14 protein-coding genes and 6 pseudogenes are annotated in these 21183 nt (G+C 71.9%); 7 read left to right on the plus strand and 13 right to left on the minus strand.

Annotated elements, in window-relative coordinates:
- The 7 genes and pseudogenes from BJF85_RS17280 to BJF85_RS17305 form a co-directional block, all read right to left on the minus strand.
- Nucleotides 1-350: pseudogene (locus BJF85_RS17280) on the minus strand (hypothetical protein); the annotation flags it as partial.
- Nucleotides 347-838, minus strand: a complete 492-nt coding sequence (gene ruvX, locus BJF85_RS17285; RefSeq protein WP_075849019.1) for a Holliday junction resolvase RuvX — start codon at nucleotides 836-838, stop codon at nucleotides 347-349. The pseudogene BJF85_RS17280 and the gene ruvX, both read right to left, overlap by 4 nt.
- Nucleotides 835-3496: pseudogene (alaS, locus tag BJF85_RS17290) on the minus strand (alanine--tRNA ligase). The gene ruvX and the pseudogene alaS overlap by 4 nt, the downstream one beginning before the upstream one ends.
- 243 nt (nucleotides 3497-3739) lie before the next feature.
- Nucleotides 3740-4024, minus strand: a pseudogene (locus BJF85_RS30910) (hypothetical protein); the annotation flags it as partial.
- Nucleotides 4021-4425, minus strand: coding sequence for a DUF948 domain-containing protein (locus BJF85_RS17295; RefSeq protein WP_075849021.1), 405 nt, complete (start codon nucleotides 4423-4425; stop codon nucleotides 4021-4023). The gene BJF85_RS17295 and the pseudogene BJF85_RS30910, both read right to left, overlap by 4 nt.
- 160 nt (nucleotides 4426-4585) lie before the next feature.
- Nucleotides 4586-5973, minus strand: a pseudogene (locus BJF85_RS17300) (replication-associated recombination protein A).
- A 61-nt stretch (nucleotides 5974-6034) separates the two neighbouring features.
- Complete coding sequence (locus BJF85_RS17305) at nucleotides 6035-7054, minus strand: SGNH/GDSL hydrolase family protein (protein WP_369822206.1); 1020 nt, start codon at nucleotides 7052-7054, stop codon at nucleotides 6035-6037.
- 135 nt (nucleotides 7055-7189) lie between these two features.
- Between BJF85_RS17305 and BJF85_RS17310 the strand changes: the two genes are divergently transcribed.
- The 4 genes from BJF85_RS17310 (at nucleotide 7190) to BJF85_RS17330 (ending at nucleotide 9729) form a co-directional block, all read left to right on the plus strand.
- The gene (locus BJF85_RS17310) at nucleotides 7190-7663 is read left to right on the plus strand and encodes a MarR family winged helix-turn-helix transcriptional regulator (RefSeq protein ID WP_139320689.1); all 474 of its coding nucleotides are present in this window, start codon (nucleotides 7190-7192) and stop codon (nucleotides 7661-7663) included.
- An 81-nt stretch (nucleotides 7664-7744) separates the two neighbouring features.
- Entirely contained in the window at nucleotides 7745-8377 is a 633-nt protein-coding gene (locus tag BJF85_RS17315) for a DsbA family protein (RefSeq protein ID WP_083666502.1), read from the plus strand.
- A complete protein-coding gene (locus BJF85_RS17320; RefSeq protein ID WP_075849025.1) occupies nucleotides 8374-8916 on the plus strand; it encodes a nucleoside deaminase in 543 nt (180 codons plus the stop codon). The genes BJF85_RS17315 and BJF85_RS17320 overlap by 4 nt, the downstream gene beginning before the upstream one ends.
- 381 nt (nucleotides 8917-9297) lie before the next feature.
- Nucleotides 9298-9729 (plus strand): multidrug efflux SMR transporter, encoded by a 432-nt coding sequence (locus BJF85_RS17330; RefSeq protein ID WP_083666503.1) that lies wholly within the window; start codon nucleotides 9298-9300, stop codon nucleotides 9727-9729.
- Between the two features lie 73 nt (nucleotides 9730-9802).
- On the opposite strand, the pseudogene BJF85_RS17335 reads toward BJF85_RS17330, so the two are convergent.
- Together BJF85_RS17335 and aspS are read right to left on the minus strand one after the other, a co-directional pair.
- Nucleotides 9803-11073 (minus strand): annotated as a pseudogene (locus BJF85_RS17335) (phosphotransferase).
- 163 nt (nucleotides 11074-11236) lie between these two features.
- Entirely contained in the window at nucleotides 11237-13060 is a 1824-nt protein-coding gene (aspS, locus tag BJF85_RS17340) for an aspartate--tRNA ligase (protein ID WP_075849026.1), read from the minus strand.
- Between the two features lie 213 nt (nucleotides 13061-13273).
- Between aspS and BJF85_RS17345 the strand changes: the two genes are divergently transcribed.
- Nucleotides 13274-14812: a YibE/F family protein gene (locus BJF85_RS17345; protein WP_075849061.1), complete on the plus strand. Its 1539-nt coding sequence runs from the start codon at nucleotides 13274-13276 to the stop codon at nucleotides 14810-14812.
- A gap of 202 nt (nucleotides 14813-15014) precedes the next feature.
- A complete protein-coding gene (locus BJF85_RS17350) occupies nucleotides 15015-15386 on the plus strand; it encodes a hypothetical protein (RefSeq protein WP_075849028.1) in 372 nt (123 codons plus the stop codon).
- Nucleotides 15387-15398: 12 nt separating this feature from the next.
- Here BJF85_RS17350 and BJF85_RS17355 read toward each other — a convergent pair whose 3' ends face one another.
- Both BJF85_RS17355 and BJF85_RS17360 read right to left on the minus strand, forming a co-directional pair.
- Entirely contained in the window at nucleotides 15399-16217 is an 819-nt protein-coding gene (locus BJF85_RS17355) for a hypothetical protein (protein WP_255375710.1), read from the minus strand.
- Nucleotides 16214-16894 carry an MBL fold metallo-hydrolase gene (locus BJF85_RS17360; RefSeq protein ID WP_075849030.1) on the minus strand — a complete coding sequence of 227 codons (681 nt, stop codon included), beginning with the start codon at nucleotides 16892-16894 and terminating at the stop codon, nucleotides 16214-16216. The genes BJF85_RS17355 and BJF85_RS17360 overlap by 4 nt, the downstream gene beginning before the upstream one ends.
- Before the next feature lie 114 nt (nucleotides 16895-17008).
- Between BJF85_RS17360 and BJF85_RS17365 the strand changes: the two genes are divergently transcribed.
- Nucleotides 17009-17785: a peptidylprolyl isomerase gene (locus BJF85_RS17365; RefSeq protein ID WP_075849032.1), complete on the plus strand. Its 777-nt coding sequence runs from the start codon at nucleotides 17009-17011 to the stop codon at nucleotides 17783-17785.
- 33 nt (nucleotides 17786-17818) lie between these two features.
- Here the strand turns inward: BJF85_RS17365 and BJF85_RS17370 are convergent, their stop codons facing one another.
- Complete coding sequence (locus tag BJF85_RS17370; RefSeq protein WP_075849034.1) at nucleotides 17819-18592, minus strand: enoyl-CoA hydratase-related protein; 774 nt, start codon at nucleotides 18590-18592, stop codon at nucleotides 17819-17821.
- A gap of 48 nt (nucleotides 18593-18640) precedes the next feature.
- Nucleotides 18641-20901 (minus strand): annotated as a pseudogene (locus BJF85_RS17375) (bifunctional (p)ppGpp synthetase/guanosine-3',5'-bis(diphosphate) 3'-pyrophosphohydrolase); the annotation flags it as partial.
- Between the last annotated feature and the right edge of the window lie 282 nt (nucleotides 20902-21183).

Below are 21183 nucleotides of genomic sequence, written 5' to 3' on the forward strand. Positions count from 1 at the left end.
CGGCGCACGTTCGCGCCGCGGCAGCTCCGGGCGCGGGTCCTGGTCGAACCCGTGGGGTTCCTCGGGGGGATGTCGGTCGGCGAACCACGCGCCGTCGTCACCGCCCACTGCTCGCCCACGGGACGGCGTGCGGCCGGCGGCCGCGGCGCACGTTCGCGCCGCGGCAGCTCCGGGCGCGGGTCCTGGTCGAACCCGTGGGGTTCCTCGGGGGGATGTCGGTCGGCGAACCACGCGCCGTCGTCGGCGGGGTGCTCGCCGACCGGGGCCTCGGGCGGTTCGGGGGCGTAGCGGTGCCGCCGGCGCGGCTGCGGCCCGCGCGGGTCACCGCCGTCGTGCGGTGGGGTCGTCATGGCGAACCCGCTCCCCTCGCGATCGCGGAGCTGCGCGCGTCGATCCAGCCCTGCAGGATCTCGACGGCCGCCGCCTGGTCGACGACGGCACGCTGCTTCTTGCCCTTCACGCCGCGCTGGGACAGCACCCGGCTCGCGGTGACGGTCGTGAGCCGTTCGTCGGCCAGTCGTACGGGGACGGAGAGCCGGCCGCCGAGGCGGCCCGCGTACTCGGCCGCGATCTCGGCCGCGGAGCCGTGCCGGTCGGCCAACGTCCTGGGGAGTCCCACGATCACCTCGACCACGTCGTGTTCGGCGACGAGCGAGACGAGCTCGCCGATGTCGGTATCCCCCTCCGGATCTCTCGTGAGGGTAACGAGCGGGGTCGCCAGGATCGGACTGGGATCGCTCAGCGCCACCCCGACCCGGACGGACCCGACATCGACGGCAAGCCGACGGCCGGCGCCGGGATCATCGATCCCGGGCCGGTCCGGTTGGATGTCACTCACCCGTTCGCGAGGGCGTTCCGCAGCGCGGCGATCGCCTGGTCGATTCCGCCCGGGGTGCTGCCGCCGCCCTGGGCCATGTCCGGCTTGCCGCCACCGCGCCCGCCGATGGCCTCGGCGAACGAGGGCACGAGCTTGCCCGCGGCGAAACCCTTGTCGCGTGCCGCCGCGGTCGTGGCGACGACGAAGCTGACCTTGCCGTCGTCGGTCGGCGCGAACAGCGCGACGATGCCGGGGCGCGAGCCGAGCCGGTTGCGGACCTCGCCCGCCAGCGCGCGCACGCCGCCGGCGTCGATGCCGCCGTCGAGGCGCGTGGCGACGAGCGAGACACCGCCGACCTCCTCGGCGCCGTCGGCCAGCGAACCGGCCGAGCCCAGCACCTGCTGGGTCTTGAGCTGCTCGATCTCCTTCTCCGCGCTGCGCAACCGCGCCAGCACGTCGTCGATGCGCTCGGGGATCTGCTCGGTCGCACCTTCAACGTGCCGGCCAGCTGGGACACCAGCAGCTGTTCCTTGCGCACGTGCCGCAGCGCGTCGGTGCCGACCAGCGCCTCGACGCGGTGCACACCGGAGCCGATGGACGCGTCGGAGACCAGCTTGACCAGGCCGAGCTCGCCGATCCGGCCGACGTGCGTGCCGCCGCACAGCTCGCGCGAGTAGTCGCCCATGTCGACGACCCGCACGTCGTTGCCGTACTTCTCGCCGAACAGCGCGACCGCGCCGAGTTCGAGGGCCTTGTCCTTCGTGGTCGTGTAGGACGAGACCTCGACGTCGGTCTGCAGGTAGTCGTTGACCTCTTCCTCGACCTCGGTCAGCACGTCGGACGACACCGAACCGGCCGTGGTGAAGTCGAACCTCATCCGGCCGGGCGAGTTGAGCGAACCGGCCTGCGCGGCGCGCCGGCCGTAGGCGCCGCGGACCGCGGAGTGCACGAGGTGGGTGGCCGAGTGCGAGCGCGCGATCGAGCGGCGCCGTCCCTCGTCGACCGACGCGGTCAGCTCGGTGTCGATGGCCAGTTCGCCGCCGGTGACCTCGACGCGGTGGACGAACAGGCCGGGCACGAGCTTCTGCACGTCGGTGACCGTGACCTCGACGCCGTGGCCCACGAGCACGCCGGTGTCGGCGATCTGCCCACCGCTCTCGCCGTAGAAGGGCGTGCGGTCGAGCACGACCTCGGCCTTCGAGCCCGCACCGACGACCGCCGCGGGTGCACCGTCGGACAGCAGCCCGATCACCTTCGCGGTGGCCTGCAGGTCGGTGTAGCCGAGGAACTCGGTCTCCCCGTGCTGTTCGAGCAGGCGGCGGTAGACCGACAGGTCGCCGTGGCCGGTCTTGCGGGAGGCCGCGTCGGCCTTCGCGCGCTGCCGCTGCTCCTCCATGAGGGTGCGGAAGCCGTCCTCGTCGACCGACAGGCCCTGTTCGGAGGCCATCTCGAGGGTCAGGTCGATCGGGAAGCCGTAGGTGTCGTGCAGCTGGAACGCTTGTCACCGGCCAGGATCGACCCGCCCGAGCGCTTGGTCTCCGCGGCCGCGAGGTCGAAGATCCGCGATCCGCTCGTCAGCGTCGCCAGGAACGTCTCCTCCTCCTGGCGCATGACGTCGCTGATGCGGTCGAAGTCGCGGGCGATCTCGGGGTACGACGGCGCCATCGCGTCGCGCACCACGGTCGCGAACTCCGGCAGCACCGGTTCGTGCACGCCCAGCAGGCGCATCGCGCGCACGATCCGACGCAGCAGCCTGCGCAGTACGTAGCCGCGTGCCTCGTTGCCGGGCGTGACGCCGTCGCCGATGAGCATCGCACCGGACCGGGCGTGGTCGGCGATGACGCGGAATCGCACGTCGTCGGCGTGGTCGGCGCCGTAGCGGCGGCCGGAGAACTCCTCGGCACGCTGGATCACCGGGCGCACGAGGTCGGTCTCGTAGACGTTGTCGACGCCCTGCAGCAGGAACGCGACGCGCTCGATGCCCATGCCGGTGTCGATGTTCTTCTGCGGGAGCTCGCCGACCGGCGGGTGGCCCAGCTTGGGGCTCTGGTCGCCGCGGATGTCCTGCATGAACACGAGGTTCCAGATCTCGAGGTAGCGGTCCTCGTCGACCACCGGACCGCCGTCACGGCCGTACTCGGGACCGCGGTCGTAGTAGATCTCCGAGCACGGACCGCCCGGACCGGGCACGCCCATGTCCCAGTAGTTGTCCTTGCCGTCGCGCACCTGGATGCGCTCGGACGGGATGCCCGTGATCTCCCGCCACAGCCCGGCCGCCTCGGCGTCGTGCTCGTAGACGGTGACCCACAGCCGCTCCGGGTCGAAGCCGAGACCGCCGGCGTCCTGCGCCGAGGTCAGCAGACCCCAGGCGCGTTCGATGGCGCCTTCCTTGAAGTAGTCGCCGAACGAGAAGTTCCCGGCCATCTGGAAGAACGTGTTGTGGCGCGTGGTCTTGCCGACCTCGTCGATGTCGCCGGTGCGCACACACTTCTGCACGCTCGTGGCGCGCGGGTACGGCGGCGGGACCTCGCCCAGGAAGTACGGCTTGAACTGCACCATGCCCGCGTTGACGAACAGCAGCGTCGGATCGTCGAGGATCAACGACGCGCTGGGCACGCGGGTGTGGTCGTGGCCCTCGAAGTAGTCGAGGAACCGTTTGCTGATTTCGTGTGTTTCCACTGGAGCTTCCTCGCAGGGTGGTGGCGGTCGACCTCGACCGGCCGGCAGGGCGTTCCCGCGTTCGGACCGGCCGCGGCCGAGAGAGGCAGGCGCGGTGAGAACGACGACGGCGGAGGGTGACGAAGTGCGCGGACGTGCGCGCTCAGCCCTCCGCCCGCGGAGCTCGCGGCCTGCGCTGGCCGGCCTGGGCCGGGCGCCGGCACCCTGGGCGGGACGGGGTCCGGGCCGCTCGCCCTGCGGGCGTCCTGCCTGCGGACGGGCAGCCTGCGGCGGGCGGCCACCGGTCTCCGGGGGCCGCGTCCGGGTCACCGGCCGCTCCACGATCTGATTCAGTTCCTGCTCTCGCTCGGACATTCCGGCGCGCACGTCGGCCCCGAACGCGCCCAGCGCGCCCGCGAGCTCACGTACCGCGTCTCCCACGTTCGAGGCTAACCCCGCGGGAGTGGCTTGACGAGCGGTTTCCCCGACCTTGCGGGACAGCGCGACCCCCGCGGCCACGCCGACCCCGAGCCAGAAGACGCGTTTCATTTCCTGCTCTTCCTCCCGCGCCGGAGCGAGTGCTTGCCGTTGTCGGCCTTCGCGGCCCGACGTGCCTTGATGGCCTTGCTCATGCCGTACGACAACGCGGCCGTCTTCACGAGCGGACCGCCGAGCGTCGCCGTGAACACCGACGACAGCGCCGAGACGTTGCCCGACACCGTCTGCGCGTTCGACGTGATGCCGTCGACGCGCTCGAGCTGGGTGTTCACGTGCGTGATGGTGTCGTTGGCACCGTGCAGCAGCGGATCGGTGTTCTCGTGGGCCTTGCGAATGGCGATCGTGGCCTCGTCGAGCGTGCGACCGAGCTTGATCAGCGCGATCGCCAAGAACAACACCAGCAGCACGAAGGCGCCTGCGGCGACCAGTGCGGCGATCTGCCCTGCCGACACGTGCCCTCCTTATTCATGCATCGACGGCGACGTCAATTGGCTTCTCAATTGGGTCGTCGGTGGGGACCGATGGGATTGTGAGGCTACCGTGCGTCGCCTCGCCGAGGCTGCAGGCCCTCGCCGAGCGTTGCGCGGCGCCGCTCGGCGGGTACCCAGGGGGTCACGATCCGCCGCGGATCGTGCGCCGCAGCTTCGGCACCCGCTCGGCGAGCGTGCGCTCGGCCCCGCGCGCGGTGGGTTGGTAGTAGTCGCGCCCGACCAGCTCGTCCGGTGGATACTGCTGGGCCAGCACGCCGTCGGCGACGTCGTGCGGGTAGCGGTAGCCCTGGGCGTGGCCGAGCTGCGCCGCCCCCGCGTAGTGCCCGTCGCGCAGGTGCGGCGGCACCGTGCCGATGCCGCCGCCGCGCACGTCCGACAGCGCGGCGTCGATCCCGGCGATGACGGCGTTCGACTTCGGCGCCGTGGTCAGGTGCACGGTCGCCTGCGCCAACGCGAGCCTGCCCTCCGGCATGCCGATGAACTGCACCGCGTGCGCCGCGGCCACGGCCGACTGCAACGCGGTGGGGTCGGCCATGCCGATGTCCTCGCTGGCGTGCACGACGAGCCTGCGGGCGATGAACCGCGGGTCCTCCCCCGCCTCGATCATGCGGGCCAGGTAGTGCAGCGCGGCGTCGACGTCGGAGCCGCGGATCGACTTGATGAACGCGCTGATCACGTCGTAGTGCTGGTCGCCGTCGCGGTCGTAGCGCACGGCCGCCTTGTCGACCGTGGCCTCGACGGTCGGCAGGTCGATGAGGCCGCCGCCGGTGACACCGGCGGCGTCGGCGGCGGCCTCGAGGGCCGTCAGCGCGCGCCGGGCGCGCCGGAGGCGAGGCGGATCAGGTGCGCGCGGGCGTCGTCGGTGAGCTCGAACTTCCCGTCGAGACCGCGGTCGTCGGTGAGCGCGCGGTCGATCAGCCCGGCCACGTCGTCGTCGGTCAGGGGGCGCAGCTGCAGCACCAGCGAACGCGACAGCAGCGGGGAGACCACCGAGAACGACGGGTTCTCGGTGGTGGCGGCCACGAGCAGCACCGTGCGGTCCTCGACGGCGCCGAGCAGGGCGTCCTGCTGGGTCTTGGAGAAGCGGTGGACCTCGTCGATGAACAGGACGGTGTCCTCGGAGTTGTATTTGCGGCGCCGCCGGGCCTCCTCGATGACCCCGCGCACCTCCTTGACCCCGGCCGACAGCGCCGACAGGGCCACGAACCGCCGGCCCGTCGCGGTCGAGACGAGGTTGGCCAGCGTCGTCTTGCCCGTGCCGGGCGGGCCGTAGAGCAGCACCGACGCCGGCGCGGCACCCTCGACGAGCCGGCGTAGCGGGGCACCGTCGCCGAGCAGGTGCTGCTGTCCGACGACCTCGTCCAGGCTGCGCGGCCGCATGCGCACCGCGAGTGGCGATCCGGGCGGCGGCTGCTGCGGATGCATCGGGGTCTGCGGCTCGTCGGACACCGGCGGAGGCGCGCCGCGGCGGGCGTCCTCGTTCACCGTGAACAGTTCGTCTTGCTCCACACCTCGACGGTATCCGCCGGCACCGACGCTGCGGGGACCGCGGCGCCGGAACGTCGGCGGCTCAGACGGCCCGGCGCAGCCCGTGGTCGGTCCAGGCGGCCTCGCCGAGCGCGGGATCGGCCTCGACGGGACGCTCCTCCTTGCGCAGCACGCCGCGGACGAGGATGCCCGCCGCGTAGGGCACCAGATCGCGTCCGCGTCGCCACAGCCACGGCACGCCCTTGCCGATCAGCCAGGCCACGTGGTCGAAGCGGCCCGCGCTCGCACCGCCGGAGCACGTCAACGAGACCGGTTCGCGCACGGCGTGACCGCGGGCGCCCACCGCCTCGGTGACACCACGCGCCAGCAGGCGGTGGCCGAACTCGGACGGGTGCAGCCGGTCGACGCTCCAGGCCCGCAGGTCGTAGGCGCCGGGCACGCGGTCGAGGTCGACGCACGCCGTGTCGTGCCGCGCGACGACCGTGTCGACGACCCGGTTGAGGGCGTCCACGCGCGCGGCGTGGGCGCGCCGCAGCGGTCCCGGCATCCGGAACACGCGCCCGTGGTCGTGGAACCGCATCATCACCGGCAGCGCACCCCGCTCGCGCAGCGCCGCGACGGTGGCGTCGAGGTCCCCGGTCAACTGCGCGGGGTCGAAGTCGGAACGCAGCGTGTCGTTCATGCCGACGATCACGACGGCGACGTCCGGCGCGTGCTCGAGCGCGACGGGCAGCTGGTCGGTGCGCACGCAGCGCACGCGCGCGCCGGTGAAGGACGTGTTGACGTAGCGGACGGGGTCGACCCCCAGCGCGTCGGCCACGAGCGGTCCGACGCCGCGCCAGGCGCCGCCGGGCAAGGGGTCGCCGAGGCCGACGGCCGTCGAGTCGCCGAGCACGGCCAGCCTCCGCACGGGCCGCAGTTCCGCCGGGGGCGGTGGATCGGTCGAGACGGGGCCGGACAGGGCAGGGCCGGACAGAGCGGTGCCGGTCGAGGAGCCGCTCGCGGGGTTGCCGCCGGCCGGCGCCTCGGTCGCAGGGGTGTCGAGTTCGGGACACTGGGTCTGGGTAGAACGCCGGGTCTGCGAAATCTCGTCGATCGCCACACCGGCACCCTCGCGCAGCGGTGCGCACCACCGGTGAGCCGCGGGTAACGGCGTGCGAACGCTCCGGCGAATCTTCGAGATTCCGACCCCGGTGTTGACGCACCCGGCACACCCGTCTACGTTATTTGCATGCACATGCAGCTACCCGAACAGGATGCCGGCCCGACGGAGAGCGTCAGCAGCTCCTGGTCACGGGTGGCTGCGTTCGCGTCGGCGATCGACGCAAGCCTGGACAAGTGGCTGATGAACACCCACCAACTCGGACTGACCGAGTACCGGGCCCTCATGCTGCTCGGCCAGCAGGACGACAAGGAACTGCGGGTCGCCGCACTCGCACAACGCCTGGGCCTGAACGCCAGCTCCACGACCCGCCTGGTCAGCCGCCTCGAGACGAAGGGCCTCGCCCGGCGGGACGTGTGCGAGGACGACGGCCGCGGCGTCTACGCCGTCATCGGCGAGGCCGGGGAGGCGCGCCTGAGTGAGGTGCGCGAACCCTACGAGGCCCGCGTCAAGGAGCTCCTCGACGACCCGTCCGCCCACTTCCCCCACCTCGACACCCGTCAGATCGCCGCGGCCCTGGCCGCTGTCGGCGCGCTCATCACCGCCTGACCTCACTCTCATCCACCGACCTGCCCCACCGTGCACCCAGATAGCTGCATGTACATACACCTAATAGCCAAGGAGGGTCCGATGACGACGCCGATCGACGTGTTCGTCGACTACGTCTGCCCGTTCTGCTTCCTCGTCGAACCGGCGCTGGACGAGCTCGCCCGCACCCGCTACGTGGCGGTGACGATCCGCCCGTTCGAACTGCGCCCCGACCCGGTGCCGACCCTCCGCCCGGAGGACGACTACCTGCCGCGGGTGTGGCGGGACGCCGTCTATCCGATGGCCGAACGCGTCGGCGTGCCCGTGACGCTGCCGTCGGTGTCGCCGCAGCCGCGCACGGACAAGGCGTTCCTGGTGCTCCAACTCGCCCGGGAACGCGGCCTGGCCCACGAGTACTCGACGGCGATGTTCGCCGCGTTCTTCCAGCGCGACTGCGACATCGGACGCGAGGACGAGATCATCGCGGTCGCCACCGAGGTCGGGCTCGACGCCGAGGAGGCCGCCGCCGCGCTCGGCAGCGAGCAACGCCGGGAACAACACCGCACCGACCTCGAGTTCGCCGTCCGCGAGGTCGGGATCGACGCGGTCCCCGGGGTCGTCGTCGGCGGACTTCCCGGCGGTGAACTGCTGCGCGGTGTGCCGTCGGCGAAGCGGCTCGTGGCCGCCGTCGACCGGACCCGGCAGGTGGCCGATCCGACAGGCAGGGCGTCGTGAGCGCCGACCCGACCGCCCTGGCCGCCCTGTCCGAGGTCATGCACCGCGCGGTCGACGCCTGCATCGCTCACGTCGACGCAGGTGGGCTGCCGTTCGTCGGCGTGCTCGTCGACCACAGCGGCGGTGTCGTCTCCGAGTTCGGGACGAACCAGGTCGCCGCGCGGCACGACCCGACGGCCCACGCCGAGATCGTCGCCATGCGCGACGCCCTCGCGCGCCGCGGCTCGGCCGATCTGACCGGGACGACGCTGCTCGCCACCGGCGAACCGTGCGGACTCTGCTACCGCCACGCGCTCGACCACGGCATCACCGAGATCCACGTGGCCGTCGACCGCGACCAGGTCGCCGCCCTCGGATTCGACTACCGCCCGAGCTACGCCGCCCACGGCATCACCGACGAACGCCGCGCGGCACTGCTGCACCCCCTACGCGTGCCGCACGGCCACCGCCCGTTCACCCGCTACCTGCACCGGCACCTCTCCCCCGACCCGCACAACCCCGACTCGCAACACCCCGACTCGAAAGGACCCGTCTCATGAGCTGGCTCTACCTCGGCATCGCATCGTCTTCGAGGTCGCCGTCGCGATCTCCGCCGGAAAGGCCGACGCTTCCGGCACCTGCACTGGACGATCGCCACCCTCGTCAGCGGCGCCATCGCCACCTTCTTCCTCAGCCTCGCGCTGCTGACCTTCGACGTCGCGTCGGCTACGCGCTGTGGACCTCCCTGGCCGGTGTCGGGATCGTCGTGATCGGAGCGCTCTTCCTCGCCCAACGCCTCACCTGGCAGAAGCTGCTCGGCATCACGGTCGTCATCGCCGGCGTGGTCGGACTCAATCTCGCCGGGACCGTCTGAGCAGCCACAACGGCTCCCGCAACCCACTCCCACAACCGAACCCGAATATCGAGAACGGAGCACTCCCATGACCACCGCGGAAACCCCCGCACCGTCCCCCGAAACATCGCCCACCGCAGCCGCCCGGCCGGGCGGCGGAACCGCCTGGCTCGCGCTGATCGTCGCGGGCGTGTTCGAGGTGGGCTACGCGCTGAGCGTCAACGGCAGCCGCGGCTTCACCGATCCGCTCTGGTCGGCCGTGGCCGTCGGCTTCTTCCTGCTGACGCTGTTCTTCCTCAGCCTGGCCCTGCGCACGATCGACGTCGGCATCGGCTACGCCGTGTGGGCGGGCATCGGTGCCGTCGGCGCGGCCGTGTTCGGACCGCTGTTCTTCGCCGAGACGCTCACGCTGGTGAAGGCGTTCTGGCTGGCCGTGATCATCGGCGGCGTCGTGTGGCTGAAACTGGCCGACAGCCCGGCACTCACCGGCAGGTCCGCGACCACGCCCGCCTCGGCCTGACCACGACGCCGACACTCCGACCACGCCACTGCGACGCCGGCTTCAGGCACGGCGGCGGTGGGCGTGGTCGGAGTCAGCGGAACGCCGGGTACAGCGGAAGCTCCAGGTCCGGGCCGAAACGGGTGTCGAGCGCGTGCGCCACGGCAGTGGCGTGCGCGGCGATCACGGGCCCGTCCTCCGGCCCGCTCTCCCGTTCGGCCTCCTCGCCCAGGTCCCGCCACCAGGTGGCCAGTGCCGCGGCCCGCTGACGGGTCGGCGCGGTCAGCTCGTCGGCCGAGAGCTCGGCGAGTTCGGGCAGCCAGCGCAGCGCGGCCTGCCACACGAGCAGCAGACCGCCGTCGAGGAGGTAGCGGCTGAGCGTGTCCTCCTCGGTCAGGGACGGCCACAGGTCGGCGACCTCGGCCCGCCACGAGGCGATCATCGCCTCGCTCATCCCCGACGCAACGCCAAGGGTTCGGGGCCGGACACGAACGGCACGAGCAGGTGCGCCGCGTCGACCAGCGCGCTGCGCACCCGGCCCCGTTCGAAGTCGAGGAACCGCACACCCTCGCCGGTGACGAGGTTGTTGTCCGGCCACAGGTCCACGGGGCTGAACGCGCGGAACGCCGCCGACCTGGCCTGCTCCGCGGCACGCTCGGCCACCGCGAGGACCTCGGGCGCCGTCTCGACGCCGAGCACCTCGTGCAGCAAGGCCGGCACCGCGGTCACGGCGTCGGGCGGCTCGGGAGCCGGCACCACCTGGCCGTCGGACTGCCCGGATGACGCCGGTCCCGCCTTGCCGAGCCTGCGCAGCAGCGCGTGGAAGTCGGCATCGCGGTTGGCGGTGCTGCAGTGGATGCGGCCCAGCGACCGCGCCCACGACAGCAGCGCCGTCTCGGCGGCGCGCGCGTCGGATCCGCGCAGCTTGTCGGCGAGCGTCGGCGCCTTGCCGAGGTCGTCGATGACGAGCACCCGACGATCGGCGCTGTGCGCGAGGATCTCGGGGCACGTGCGGTCGGCCGCCGACAACGCCGTGAACAGCTGGTAGCTGGCCGCCTCGCGGGCGAACGAGTCGTCCTGCCCCGCCGACGGCTCACCCGGATAGTGCTTGATGACGAGGGTGCGGGGCAGCGCGAACGACGCCGACGCCACGCGCGCACGCACGACGGTCGCGGGGCCGCTTCCCTCGAGGTCCTCGGCGTCGACGAGCGAGACGGCACTGCCGAAACGCTGCGCCAGCACCGCCTCCGCCTCGGATACCGCCGCGAGCACCGCGGCCTCCCTCGCATCGGCGGTAGAACTGGAAGGGGTGTCCGCTCCGGTGCCGACGGTCGAATCGTCGGCTGGAGAGGTGTCCACAGTCATTGGCTCCGACCCTACTAGTGCGACGGGAAAGCTGACCACAATCCGGTGACCGCAATCCGCGCCACAAACGGACATTCGGCGCAACCCAGCGACCCCATCCGGCGGCGGAGGCTGGAGCCGCCACCCCCGACGGGGAGCCGTGGGCGGCGACCGGGACCCGGCGTCAGGCCGTGCCCTGCTCGACCTTCTCGACCGGCTTCTCTGCCTTCTCTGCTGCCTTGTCGGCCTTCGGGGCCGGCTTCGCGTCCACGCCCGCCTCCTTGCGCTGTTCGGCCGTGATGGGCGCGGGCGCACTGGTGAGCGGGTCGAAACCGCCCCCGGTCTTCGGGAACGCGATGACATCGCGCAGCGAGTCGGCGCCGGCCAGCAGCATCACGATGCGGTCCCAGCCGAAGGCGATGCCGCCGTGCGGCGGCGGCCCGAACTGGAAGGCGTCGAGCAGGAAGCCGAACTTCTCCTGCGCGTCCTCCTGCGAGATACCCATGACCTCGAATACCCGCTTCTGCACGTCGCCGCGGTGGATACGGATCGATCCGCCGCCGATCTCGTTGCCGTTGCACACCAGGTCGTAGGCGTAGGCCAGCGCGTTGCCGGGGTCGGAGTCGAACGTGTCGACCCACTCGGGCTTCGGCGAGGTGAACGCGTGGTGCAGGGCCGTCCACTGGCCGCTGCCCACGGCGACGTCGTCGGTCTCGTCGGCGGCCTCGAACATCGGCGCGTCCACGATCCACACGAACGACCAGGCGCTGGCGTCGATCAACCCGAGCCGGTCGGCGATCTCGCCGCGGGCGGCGCCGAGCAGGCTGCGGGCACTGTTCGGCGTGCCGGCGGCGAAGAAAATGCAGTCGCCGGGGTTGGCGCCGACGGCCTTGGCCAGACCGGCCTTCTCGTCCTCGGAGATGTTCTTGGCGACCGGGCCGGACAGCGTGCCGTCCTCGCCGACCAGCACGTAGGCCAGGCCCTTGTGCCCGCGCTGCTTGGCCCAGTCCTGCCAGGCGTCGAGGGTGCGCCGCGGCTGGTCGGCCCCGCCCGGCATGACCACGGCGCCGACGTACGGGGCCTGGAACACGCGGAACGGCGTGTCGGCGAAGAACTCGGTCAGCTCGGTGAGCTCGAGGTCGAACCGCAGGTCGGGCTTGTCCGAGCCGTAGCGGGCCATGGCCTCGGCGTAGGTCATCCGGGGGAACGTCTCCGGCACCTCGGCGTCGATGAGCGACCACAGCGCGCGGGCCAACCGCTCGCCGAGGTCGATCACGTCGTCCTGCTCGACGAAGCTCATCTCGATGTCGAGCTGGGTGAACTCGGGCTGCCGGTCGGCGCGGAAGTCCTCGTCGCGGTAGCAGCGCGCGATCTGGTAGTAGCGCTCCATGCCGCCGACCATCAGCAGCTGCTTGAACAGCTGCGGCGACTGCGGCAGGGCGTACCAGGAACCGGGGCGGAGCCGGGCGGGCACGAGGAAGTCGCGCGCACCCTCGGGGGTCGACCGGGTCATGGTCGGCGTCTCGATCTCGACGAAGCCGTCCTCGTGCAGCACCTCGCGCGCCACCCGGTTGACCTCGCTGCGCAGCCGGATGTTGTGGGCCTGGCCGGCGCGGCGCAGGTCCAGGTAGCGGTGCTTGAGGCGGACCTCCTCGCCCACGTCGACCCGCTCGTCGACGGGGAACGGCAGCGGCGCGGCCTCGGACAGCACCTCCAGCTCGCTGACGTAGACCTCGATGTCACCGGTCGCGATCTCGGGGTTCTCGTTGCCCTCGGGCCGCCGGGAGATCTCACCGACGACCTTGATGCAGTACTCGGCGCGCAGCTGGTGGGCACGCTCGGCCATCTCACCCTCGCGGAACACGACCTGGGCCACGCCGCTCGCGTCGCGCAGGTCGATGAAGATCACTCCGCCGTGATCGCGCCGCCGCGCCACCCAGCCGGTGAGCGTGACGGTCTGGCCGGCCTGCTCGGCACGCAACGTGCCGGCGTCGTGGGTGCGAAGCACTTCGCGGGATCCTCTCGGGCATGCGGTGAGCAACGGACATCGGTTCTGCGCTGGTTCCGAGCTGATTTCGAGCTCCGAACGGTTTCGCCGGGTGCGCACCGGCGAAGGACCAACGTTCAGGTTATCCAACGCGACCACGCCGCCCGCGAGCAGGTTTGCCCGTTCCGGCGGCCCGCGCACGGCCCACGGCGCGTCGGCGGCGAAGATGGTCGCGTGCCTCGTGACAACTCCGACGACGACACCGGACCGGTCCTGCCGGAACCGATCCGTCCGCGCACCCCGCCCGGCGGCGCGCGCCGGGGTGACACGCCGCCGCCGCGGGACTCGCGAGCCCCGCGGCAGGGTCCGCCCCCGCGCCGGCCCCGGCGTCCACGGGAGCACCCGCCCGAGCGGCCCCACGGCGGCCCGGAGCAGCCGGAGCGCCCGCAACAGCCGGCACGGACGGAGGACGACGCCGCCGCACCGACCCCCGAGCACGGCCCCGAGCACGGCCACGGGCATGGCCACGGGCACAGCCCGGCGACGCCGGCGTCCCGGAAGGTGCGCCGCCTGCTCGCGGCGCTGCTCACGCCGTTCGCGGTCGGGGCGTTGCTCTCGGTGATCCTGCTCTACCCGTGGGGTGAGGAGGACCCGACGGGACACGCGGTCGGCGAACCGGTCAACGGCGAGGTCGTGTCGTCGGAGCTCGGGCCGTGCCTGTCCCCCGGCCAGGTACAGGTGGGCGACGAGCCGGCCGACGACGGCCCGCGGTGCCAGACGGTCGAGGTCACGCTCACCGACGGCCCCGCCGAGGGCACCACGATCACCAAGGCGCTGCCCGCCGGGCAGGGCAACCCGTCGTTCGCCGCGGGCGACGACGTCGTGCTGGCCTACAGCGGCGCCGACGCCGGCGATCCGAACTCCTACCAGCTGCGCGATTTCCAGCGCGGTCTCCCGCTGGCGCTGTTGGCGGTCGTGTTCGCCGCGGCGGTGCTGGTGCTCGGCCGGTGGCGCGGCGCGGCGGCGCTCGGCGCGCTCACCGTGACGGGTGTGATCATCGGCCTGTTCGTGCTGCCGGCCATCCTGCACGGCGCGAATCCCCTGGCCGTCGGCATCGCCGGATCCGGGTTGATCATGTTCGTGGCGCTGTACACGACGCACGGCTTCTCGGCGCGCACGTCGGTGGCCGTGCTCGGCACGATGGTCAGCCTGTCGTTGATCGGCATCCTCGCGACGATCTTCTCCGGCGCGGCGAAGCTGACCGGGCTCGACGAGAACACCTCCGCCCTCATCGGGTCGCTCGGGCACGAGATCGACACGCGCGGCCTGCTGCTCGCCGGCATCGTCATCGGCGCACTCGGCGTCCTCGACGACACCACCGTGACGCAGGCGAGCGCGGTGTGGGAACTGCACCGCGCCAACCCGCGGCTGACGTGGCGCGAGCTGTACGCCTCGGCCCTGCGGATCGGCCGGGCCCACGTGGGCTCGGCCGTCAACACGCTCGTCATGGCCTACGCCGGTGCCGCGCTGCCTGCCCTGCTGCTGGTGTCGCTGGCCGATGTCGGCCTCGGGTCGATCCTGACGTCGCAGGAGCTGGCCGCCGAGATCGTCCGCACCCTCGCCGGCAGCATCGGCATCATCGCCGCCGTCCCGGTGACGAGCGTGTTGGCGGCGTTGATCGTGGTGCGCGAGGAGAACCACCACGAGCCGGTGGAGCGACCTGCGAAGCCCGGTACGAGAACCACCGCGAAGCACCGTCCGGGTTCACACTGACCACATCCGTCACACCGGCACCACACCGGTGGGTCGGCCGGCACTCACCCAGGCGCGTGGGATAGGAACGGCAGTCAGGAATCGCCCTGTCACCGCCCGTATCCGAGCTCCACGTCCGACCCGGTCCCCTCACGCTCCCCCAGTCCCCGGAGCCGCCATGCCCGGCCCAGTGCCCTTTCCCGACCTTCCGATACCCGCGTTCGTGCGCGAGCCGTTGACGTTGGTGTGCCGAACCGTCCGCGGTGCGGTGCGCGGCGGCCTCGCCGCCGTGTCGGCCGTGGCGGCGCTGCCGAACCTCGTCACCGCGCTGAACGGACTGCGCGAGGCGACGGACCACCTGGAACAGCTCGCGACGTTCGCGGCCGCCGAGCTGCCCGAGGCGATCTACCAACTCGAGTCGATCCGCGACCAGCTCGACGCCGTGCGCGAACAGCTCACGGCCATCGAACTGCAACTCGGCGCGCTCCGGCCCGTCACCTCCACCGGCGAGGTCGACGACGCGGCCGGTGTCGGCGACGTCAGCGACGACGCGGCCGAACCGGGCGCGGGTACCGATTTCCCCGACTCGCGGTGATCCGGGCGAGGATCAGTCCAGGGACGCCACGAACCGGTTGACGGCCTCCATCGTGAACCGCTGGGCGAGCTTGCCCTGCGGTGCGGCGGAGCCGATGCGGTACAGCGGGCGGTCGGCCGCGGCGTCGCCGCGCGCCTCGGACCGGAGCTGCGCCACGAGCAGCTCGGAGAACACCAGACCGTTGGCCTCGACGTTGTCGGCCAGCGCGTCGGCCAGCCTGCGCAGGGCGAGGATGCCGAGCTCCCGGCCACCCGTGCCCGCGTAGATCGCCAGGTCGATCTTCACGGCCTTCTTGCCGGAGTCGGTGACGAGCAGGCTCACGGTGCGGCTGCCGCGCACGTCGCTGAGCAGCAGGTCGATCTGCGGCACGGTCACCAGGTCGATGCGGCGCTCGCCCCACGTGCGCATCACGACCGTGCGGCCCTCGAGCCACACCTGCCTGCGCGCGTTGGACGCGATCACGAACCCGAGGAACGCGGCGATGACCCCCGCGACCACCAGCCCCGTCGTCGCACCGCCGATCAGACCGGCGATCCCGCCGAACGCCGCCGCGAACACGACGACCCCGACCAGACCCGCGAGCGCCCGCTTGCGCCGCATCGTCGGATCCTGGGCGTAGAGGACGATCTTCTCCGGCTCCGCGGGCCGACCCGACGACACCGCCCCGTCCTGGACCGTCCCGTCCTGCGCCGTCCCACCGTGCGCCGTGCCGCCCCCGGCGTCCGCGGGCGCGTCCTGGGCCGTGCCGTCGGCTTCCGGCGGACCGTCGGGCGTGGCCGACTTCTCGGGTGTGTCGGGCGTTTCCGGCTCGCGCGGCTCGGGCTCGGTCATCGCATGTCCCTCTCGCGGGTCTCCACGTCTGTTGTCCCCATCTCCGCTGTGGCTGTCGCTGTCCCCAGTGTGTCGTGCTCGGCCGCGGCGAGGAACGGGTTCGCCGTCCGCTCCCGCTCCATGGTGGTGCTCGGTCCGTGGCCCGGCAGCAGGACGGTGTCGTCGTCGAGTACGCGCGCCAGCAGGGCGAGCGAGCTCCGCAGGGCGTCGGCGTCGCCGGTCGGTCCGTCGGTGCGGCCCGCGGAACCGGCGAACAGGGTGTCGCCGGTGAGCGCGATGCGCCCGCCTTCCTCGGTCTCCAGCCGGAAGACGGCCGACCCGGGGGTGTGGCCCGGCGTGTGCAGCACGTCGATCGTCAGGCCCGCCGCCTCGACCGGCTCGTCACCGAGCTCCACCACCGACTCCGGCACGGAATCGAGCATCGGACGGTCCTCCGGGCGGATCCGCACCGGGACGTCGTGGGCACGCGCGAGGTCGGCGATCCCGGCGACATGATCGGGATGTCCGTGCGTGGCCAGCACCGCCGCGGGTGTCAGCGCGTGGTCGGTCAACGCCCGCTCGAGTGGTTCGGCGACGTCCTGACCGGGATCGACGATCACGCAACCGGCGCCGGGACGCGGCGCCAGGACGTAGCAGTTCGTCCGGAACGTCCCGGCCGGGAACCCGACGACCAGCACGTTCTCACCTCCACGTCCGAATTCGGACACAGCCTAGCGGCCCCTCTACAGCGTTCTCACAGACCGTGCCCATAGACTGCCGCCAGCCAACACGTGGGTGAACGAGGAGGCCAGGTGGGGACGAACCAGCAGCGCCGTGAGGCCGCGAAGCGCAAGCTGGACCGGCAGCTCGCTCGCAGAGCCGAACGCGCCAAGCGTCGCAAGATCATCGGTATCGGCGTGGCGGCAGGTGTCGTGATCATCGCCGCGGGCCTCGTCGTGGTGATCACCGGCGACGACGAACCCGAGGGCGCCGCCACCGCCCAGGGCGAGCAGGGCGGCCCGGAGTCGTGCGAGTACCAGCCCGGCGGCGAGGCCGCCAAGCAGGTCGACCCGCCGTCCGAGACCGAGCCGCCGCGCGAGGGCACCGTCGGCGCGCAGATCGACTCGAGCGCCGGCCCCATCGACCTCACGCTCGACCGCGAGCAGGCGCCCTGCGCGGTGAACAGCTTCATCAGCCTCGCCGAGCAGAACTACTTCGACGACACCACGTGCCACCGGATCAGCACCGAGGGTCTGCAGATGCTGCAGTGCGGCGACCCGACGGGCACCGGTCAGGGCGGTCCCGGCTACTCGTTCGCCGACGAGGTCGACCAGAACACGACCTACCCGCGGGGCACCCTCGCCATGGCCAACTCGGGTCCCAACACCAACGGCAGCCAGTTCTTCCTGGTGTTCGGCGACGCGCAGCTGCCGCCGCAGTACACGGCGTTCGGCCGGATCGGCGAGGAGGGCCTGCAGACGATCGACCAGATCGCCGAGGCCGGCCACGACGGTTCGCTCGACCCGTCCCCCGGCGGCGGTGCGCCCAACGAGGAGGTCCGCTTCCGCGAGGTCACCGTCGACGCGTAAAGGCGCCACCGGAAACTCAGTGGTCCGGGAGGCTCAGCGGTCCGGGAACCGGGGCGCGCGCCGTTCGAGGAACGCCGCGACGCCCTCGGCGTAGTCGGCACTGCGGGCCGCGCCGTCGCGAAGCGCCTCGGTGTCGGCGTCCGGGGCGGTCTGCCCGGCGACGATCCGGCCGATGATGCGGTTGATGCCGCGCACCGACGTCTGCGAACGGGACGCGAGGGTCGCGGCGAACTCGGCCGTCCGCGCGTCGAGGTCGTCGAACACGTCGGTGACGAGACCGATCTCCCGCGCCCGCGCCGCGTCGACGAGATTGCCCGAGAGCAACAGATGGCGCGCCTGCGCGGGTCCGACGAGCTCGACGAGCAGCCGGGTCGACTCGAAGTGGTAGACGATGCCGAGCTTCGCCGGCGTGATCCCGAAGCGCGCATCCGGTGCGGCGAAACGAAAATCGCACGCCACCGACAGTTGGCAGCCGCCGCCGATGCAGTTGCCGCGGATCATCGCGATGCTCGGCTTGGTCATCCCGGTGAGCGCGTCGACGGCCGCGTCGACCGCTTTGTCATATGCCGCAACACCTTCCGGCGTCGCACGTAGATCGCGGAACTCGCCGATGTCCGCACCGGCCGAGAAATGCTCGCCCTCCCCGGTCACCACGAGCGTCCGGACCGCGGGGTCGGCGTCGACGTCGGCGACGATGCCGGGAACGGCCGACCACATCTCGTGGGTGATGGCGTTCATCTTCGCCGGCCTGGACAACGTCAGGCGGGCCACGTCCCCGTCCCGAGTCAGCGTGAAACCGTCGATCATGGCCCGAAGCCTAGGCCCTCGCACACCGCGGGCGGTGTGAGCACCGGCTCATGCCGCCGACGTCACGCGGTAGACGTCGTAGACGCCCTCGACGTTGCGGACCACCTTGAGCACGTGGCCGAGATGCTTCGGATCGCCCATCTCGAAGGTGAACTTGCTGACGGCCACCCGGTCGTTCGACGTGGTCACCGACGCGACAGGATGTTGACCTTCTCGTCGGCGAGCACCTTCGTCACGTCGGACAGCAGGCGGTGCCGGTCGAGCGCCTCCACCTGGATGGCCACGAGGAACACCGACGACTCCGACGGCGCCCATTCGACGTCGACGAGCCGTTCGGGCTGGGCGCGCAGGTCGTCGGCGTTCGTGCAATCGGTGCGGTGCACGCTCACCCCGCCGCCGCGGGTGACGAACCCGAGGATCTCGTCGCCGGGCACCGGCGTGCAGCAGCGGGCGAGCTTGGTCCAGATGTCGGTCTGGTCCTTGACGATCACCCCGACGTCGCCCGAACCGCGGCGGCGCGTGACCGTCGACGGCGTGGCGCGTTCGGCCAGTTCCTCCTCGGCCTCCTCCACGCCGCCGATGAGCGCCATGAGCCGCTGCACGACGTGCTGCGCGCTCGTGCGCTTCTCGCCCACGGCGGCGTAGAGCGCGCTGATGTCGCTGTAGCGCAGTTCCTTCGCCACGGCGCCCATCGAGTCCGCCGACACGAGGCGCTGGATCGGCAGACCGACCTTGCGGACCTCCTTGGTGATCGCCTCCTTGCCCGCCTCGACGGCCTCGTCGCGGCGTTCCTTGGCGAACCACTGGCGGATCTTCGCCCGGGCCTTGGGCGAACCGGCGAACTGCAACCAGTCGCGGCTCGGCCCTGCGCCCTCGGCCTTCGACGTGAAGACCTCGACGACCTCACCGTTCTCGAGCTTGCGTCCAGCGCCACGAGCCTGCCGTTGACCCGGGCGCCGATGCAGCGGTGGCCCACCTCGGTGTGCACGGCGTAGGCGAAGTCGACCGGGGTCGAGCGACGGGCAGCGTGATCACGTCGCCCTTCGGCGTGAACACGAAGATCTCGCGCGTGGCCAGGTCGTAGCGCAGCGACTCGAGGAACTCGCCCGGGTCGGCGGCCTCGCGCTGCCAGTCGAGCAGCTGGCGCATCCACGCCATCTCGTCGACGTCGAGGGCGCCGCCGGTACCGCGGTGCGTGCCCTTGGTCTCCTTGTACCGCCAGTGCGCGGCGATGCCGTACTCGGCGGTGCGGTGCATCTCGTGCGTGCGGATCTGCACCTCGAGCGGCTTGCCGTCCGGACCGATCACCGTCGTGTGCAGCGACTGGTACACCCCGAACCGCGGCTGGGCGATGTAGTCCTTGAACCGGCCCGGCATCGGCTGCCACAACGCGTGCACCACGCCCATCGCGGCGTAGCAGTCCCGCACGTCGTCCACCATGATGCGCACACCGACGAGGTCGTGGATGTCGTCGAGCTCGCGGCCGCGCACGATCATCTTCTGGTGGATCGAGTAGTAGTGCTTCGGCCTGCCCTCGACCTTGGCCGACACGCGCGAGCCTCGAGGTTCTTGTTGAGCTCGGAGATCACCCCGCGCAGGTAGGTGTCCCGCGACGGCGCGCGGTCGGCGACCAGGCGCACGATCTCGTCGTACTTCTTCGGCTGGAGGATCGCGAACGCCAGGTCCTCGAGCTCCCACTTGACGGTCGACATGCCGAGCCGGTGCGCCAGCGGCGCCAGCACCTCGAGGGTCTCCTTGGCCTTGCGCGCCTGCTTCTCCGGCGGCAGGAAGCGCATCGTGCGCATGTTGTGCAACCGGTCGGCCAGCTTGATGACCAGCACGCGCGGATCCCTGGCCATCGCGATGACCATCTTGCGGATCGTCTCCGCCTCGGCCGCCGTGCCGAGTTTGACCTTGTCGAGCTTGGTGACGCCGTCGACGAGCTGCGAGACCTTCTCGCCGAAGTCGCTGCCGAGCTGGTCGAGCGAGTAGCCGGTGTCCTCGACGGTGTCGTGCAGCAGCGCCGCCACGAGCGTCGTGGTGTCCATGCCGAGCTCGGCGAGGATCGTCGCGACGGCCAGCGGATGCGTGATGTACGGGTCGCCGGACTTGCGCCGCTGCTGGCGGTGCAACCGTTCGGCGACGTCGTAGGCGCGTTGCAGCAGTGCGAGGTCGGCGCTCGGATGCAGTTCGCGGTGGATCGCGGCCAGCGGTTCGAGGACCTGCTTGACCGGCGCGGCGCGCTGGGCGGTGATGCGGCGCGCGAGCCGGGCCCGCACCCGGCGGGTCGGCGAGGGCGCCCGCGTGGCCGCGTACGGGCCGACCGGTTCGCCGGGGCCGGCCTGGGTACCCGCACCGTTCGCCGCGCCGCCGGAGGGCTTGTCGCCCGCGCCGCTCGTCGGCCCGGCGCCGTTCGCAGTGGCTCCGGTGGCTCCGTTAGCTCCCGTGGCACCGGGGCCTGCGCTGCTCGCGCTGCCGGGCTGCGCGGCGCCGTTCGCCCCGGAACCGGTGGTGCCGGCGGCACCGGCACCGTGGTCGCGCGCGGGACCGTCGGCGTCGTTCGACCGGGCTGCCACGGAATCGAGCTCTCG

Source organism: Saccharomonospora sp. CUA-673 (assembly GCF_001942305.1).
Classification (GTDB): domain Bacteria; phylum Actinomycetota; class Actinomycetes; order Mycobacteriales; family Pseudonocardiaceae; genus Prauserella.

What these genes read in the sequence shown, in the direction of transcription:
- BJF85_RS17310 (WP_139320689.1), top strand. Translation starts at nt 7,190, where the DNA reads ATGCAGCTACCCGAACAGGATGCCGGCCCGACGGAGAGCGTCAGCAGC.
- BJF85_RS17330 (WP_083666503.1), top strand. Translation starts at nt 9,298, where the DNA reads ATGACCACCGCGGAAACCCCCGCACCGTCCCCCGAAACATCGCCCACC.
- BJF85_RS17370 (WP_075849034.1), bottom strand. Translation starts at nt 18,592, where the DNA reads ATGATCGACGGTTTCACGCTGACTCGGGACGGGGACGTGGCCCGCCTG.
- BJF85_RS17355 (WP_255375710.1), bottom strand. Translation starts at nt 16,217, where the DNA reads ATGACCGAGCCCGAGCCGCGCGAGCCGGAAACGCCCGACACACCCGAG.
- BJF85_RS17315 (WP_083666502.1), top strand. Translation starts at nt 7,745, where the DNA reads ATGACGACGCCGATCGACGTGTTCGTCGACTACGTCTGCCCGTTCTGC.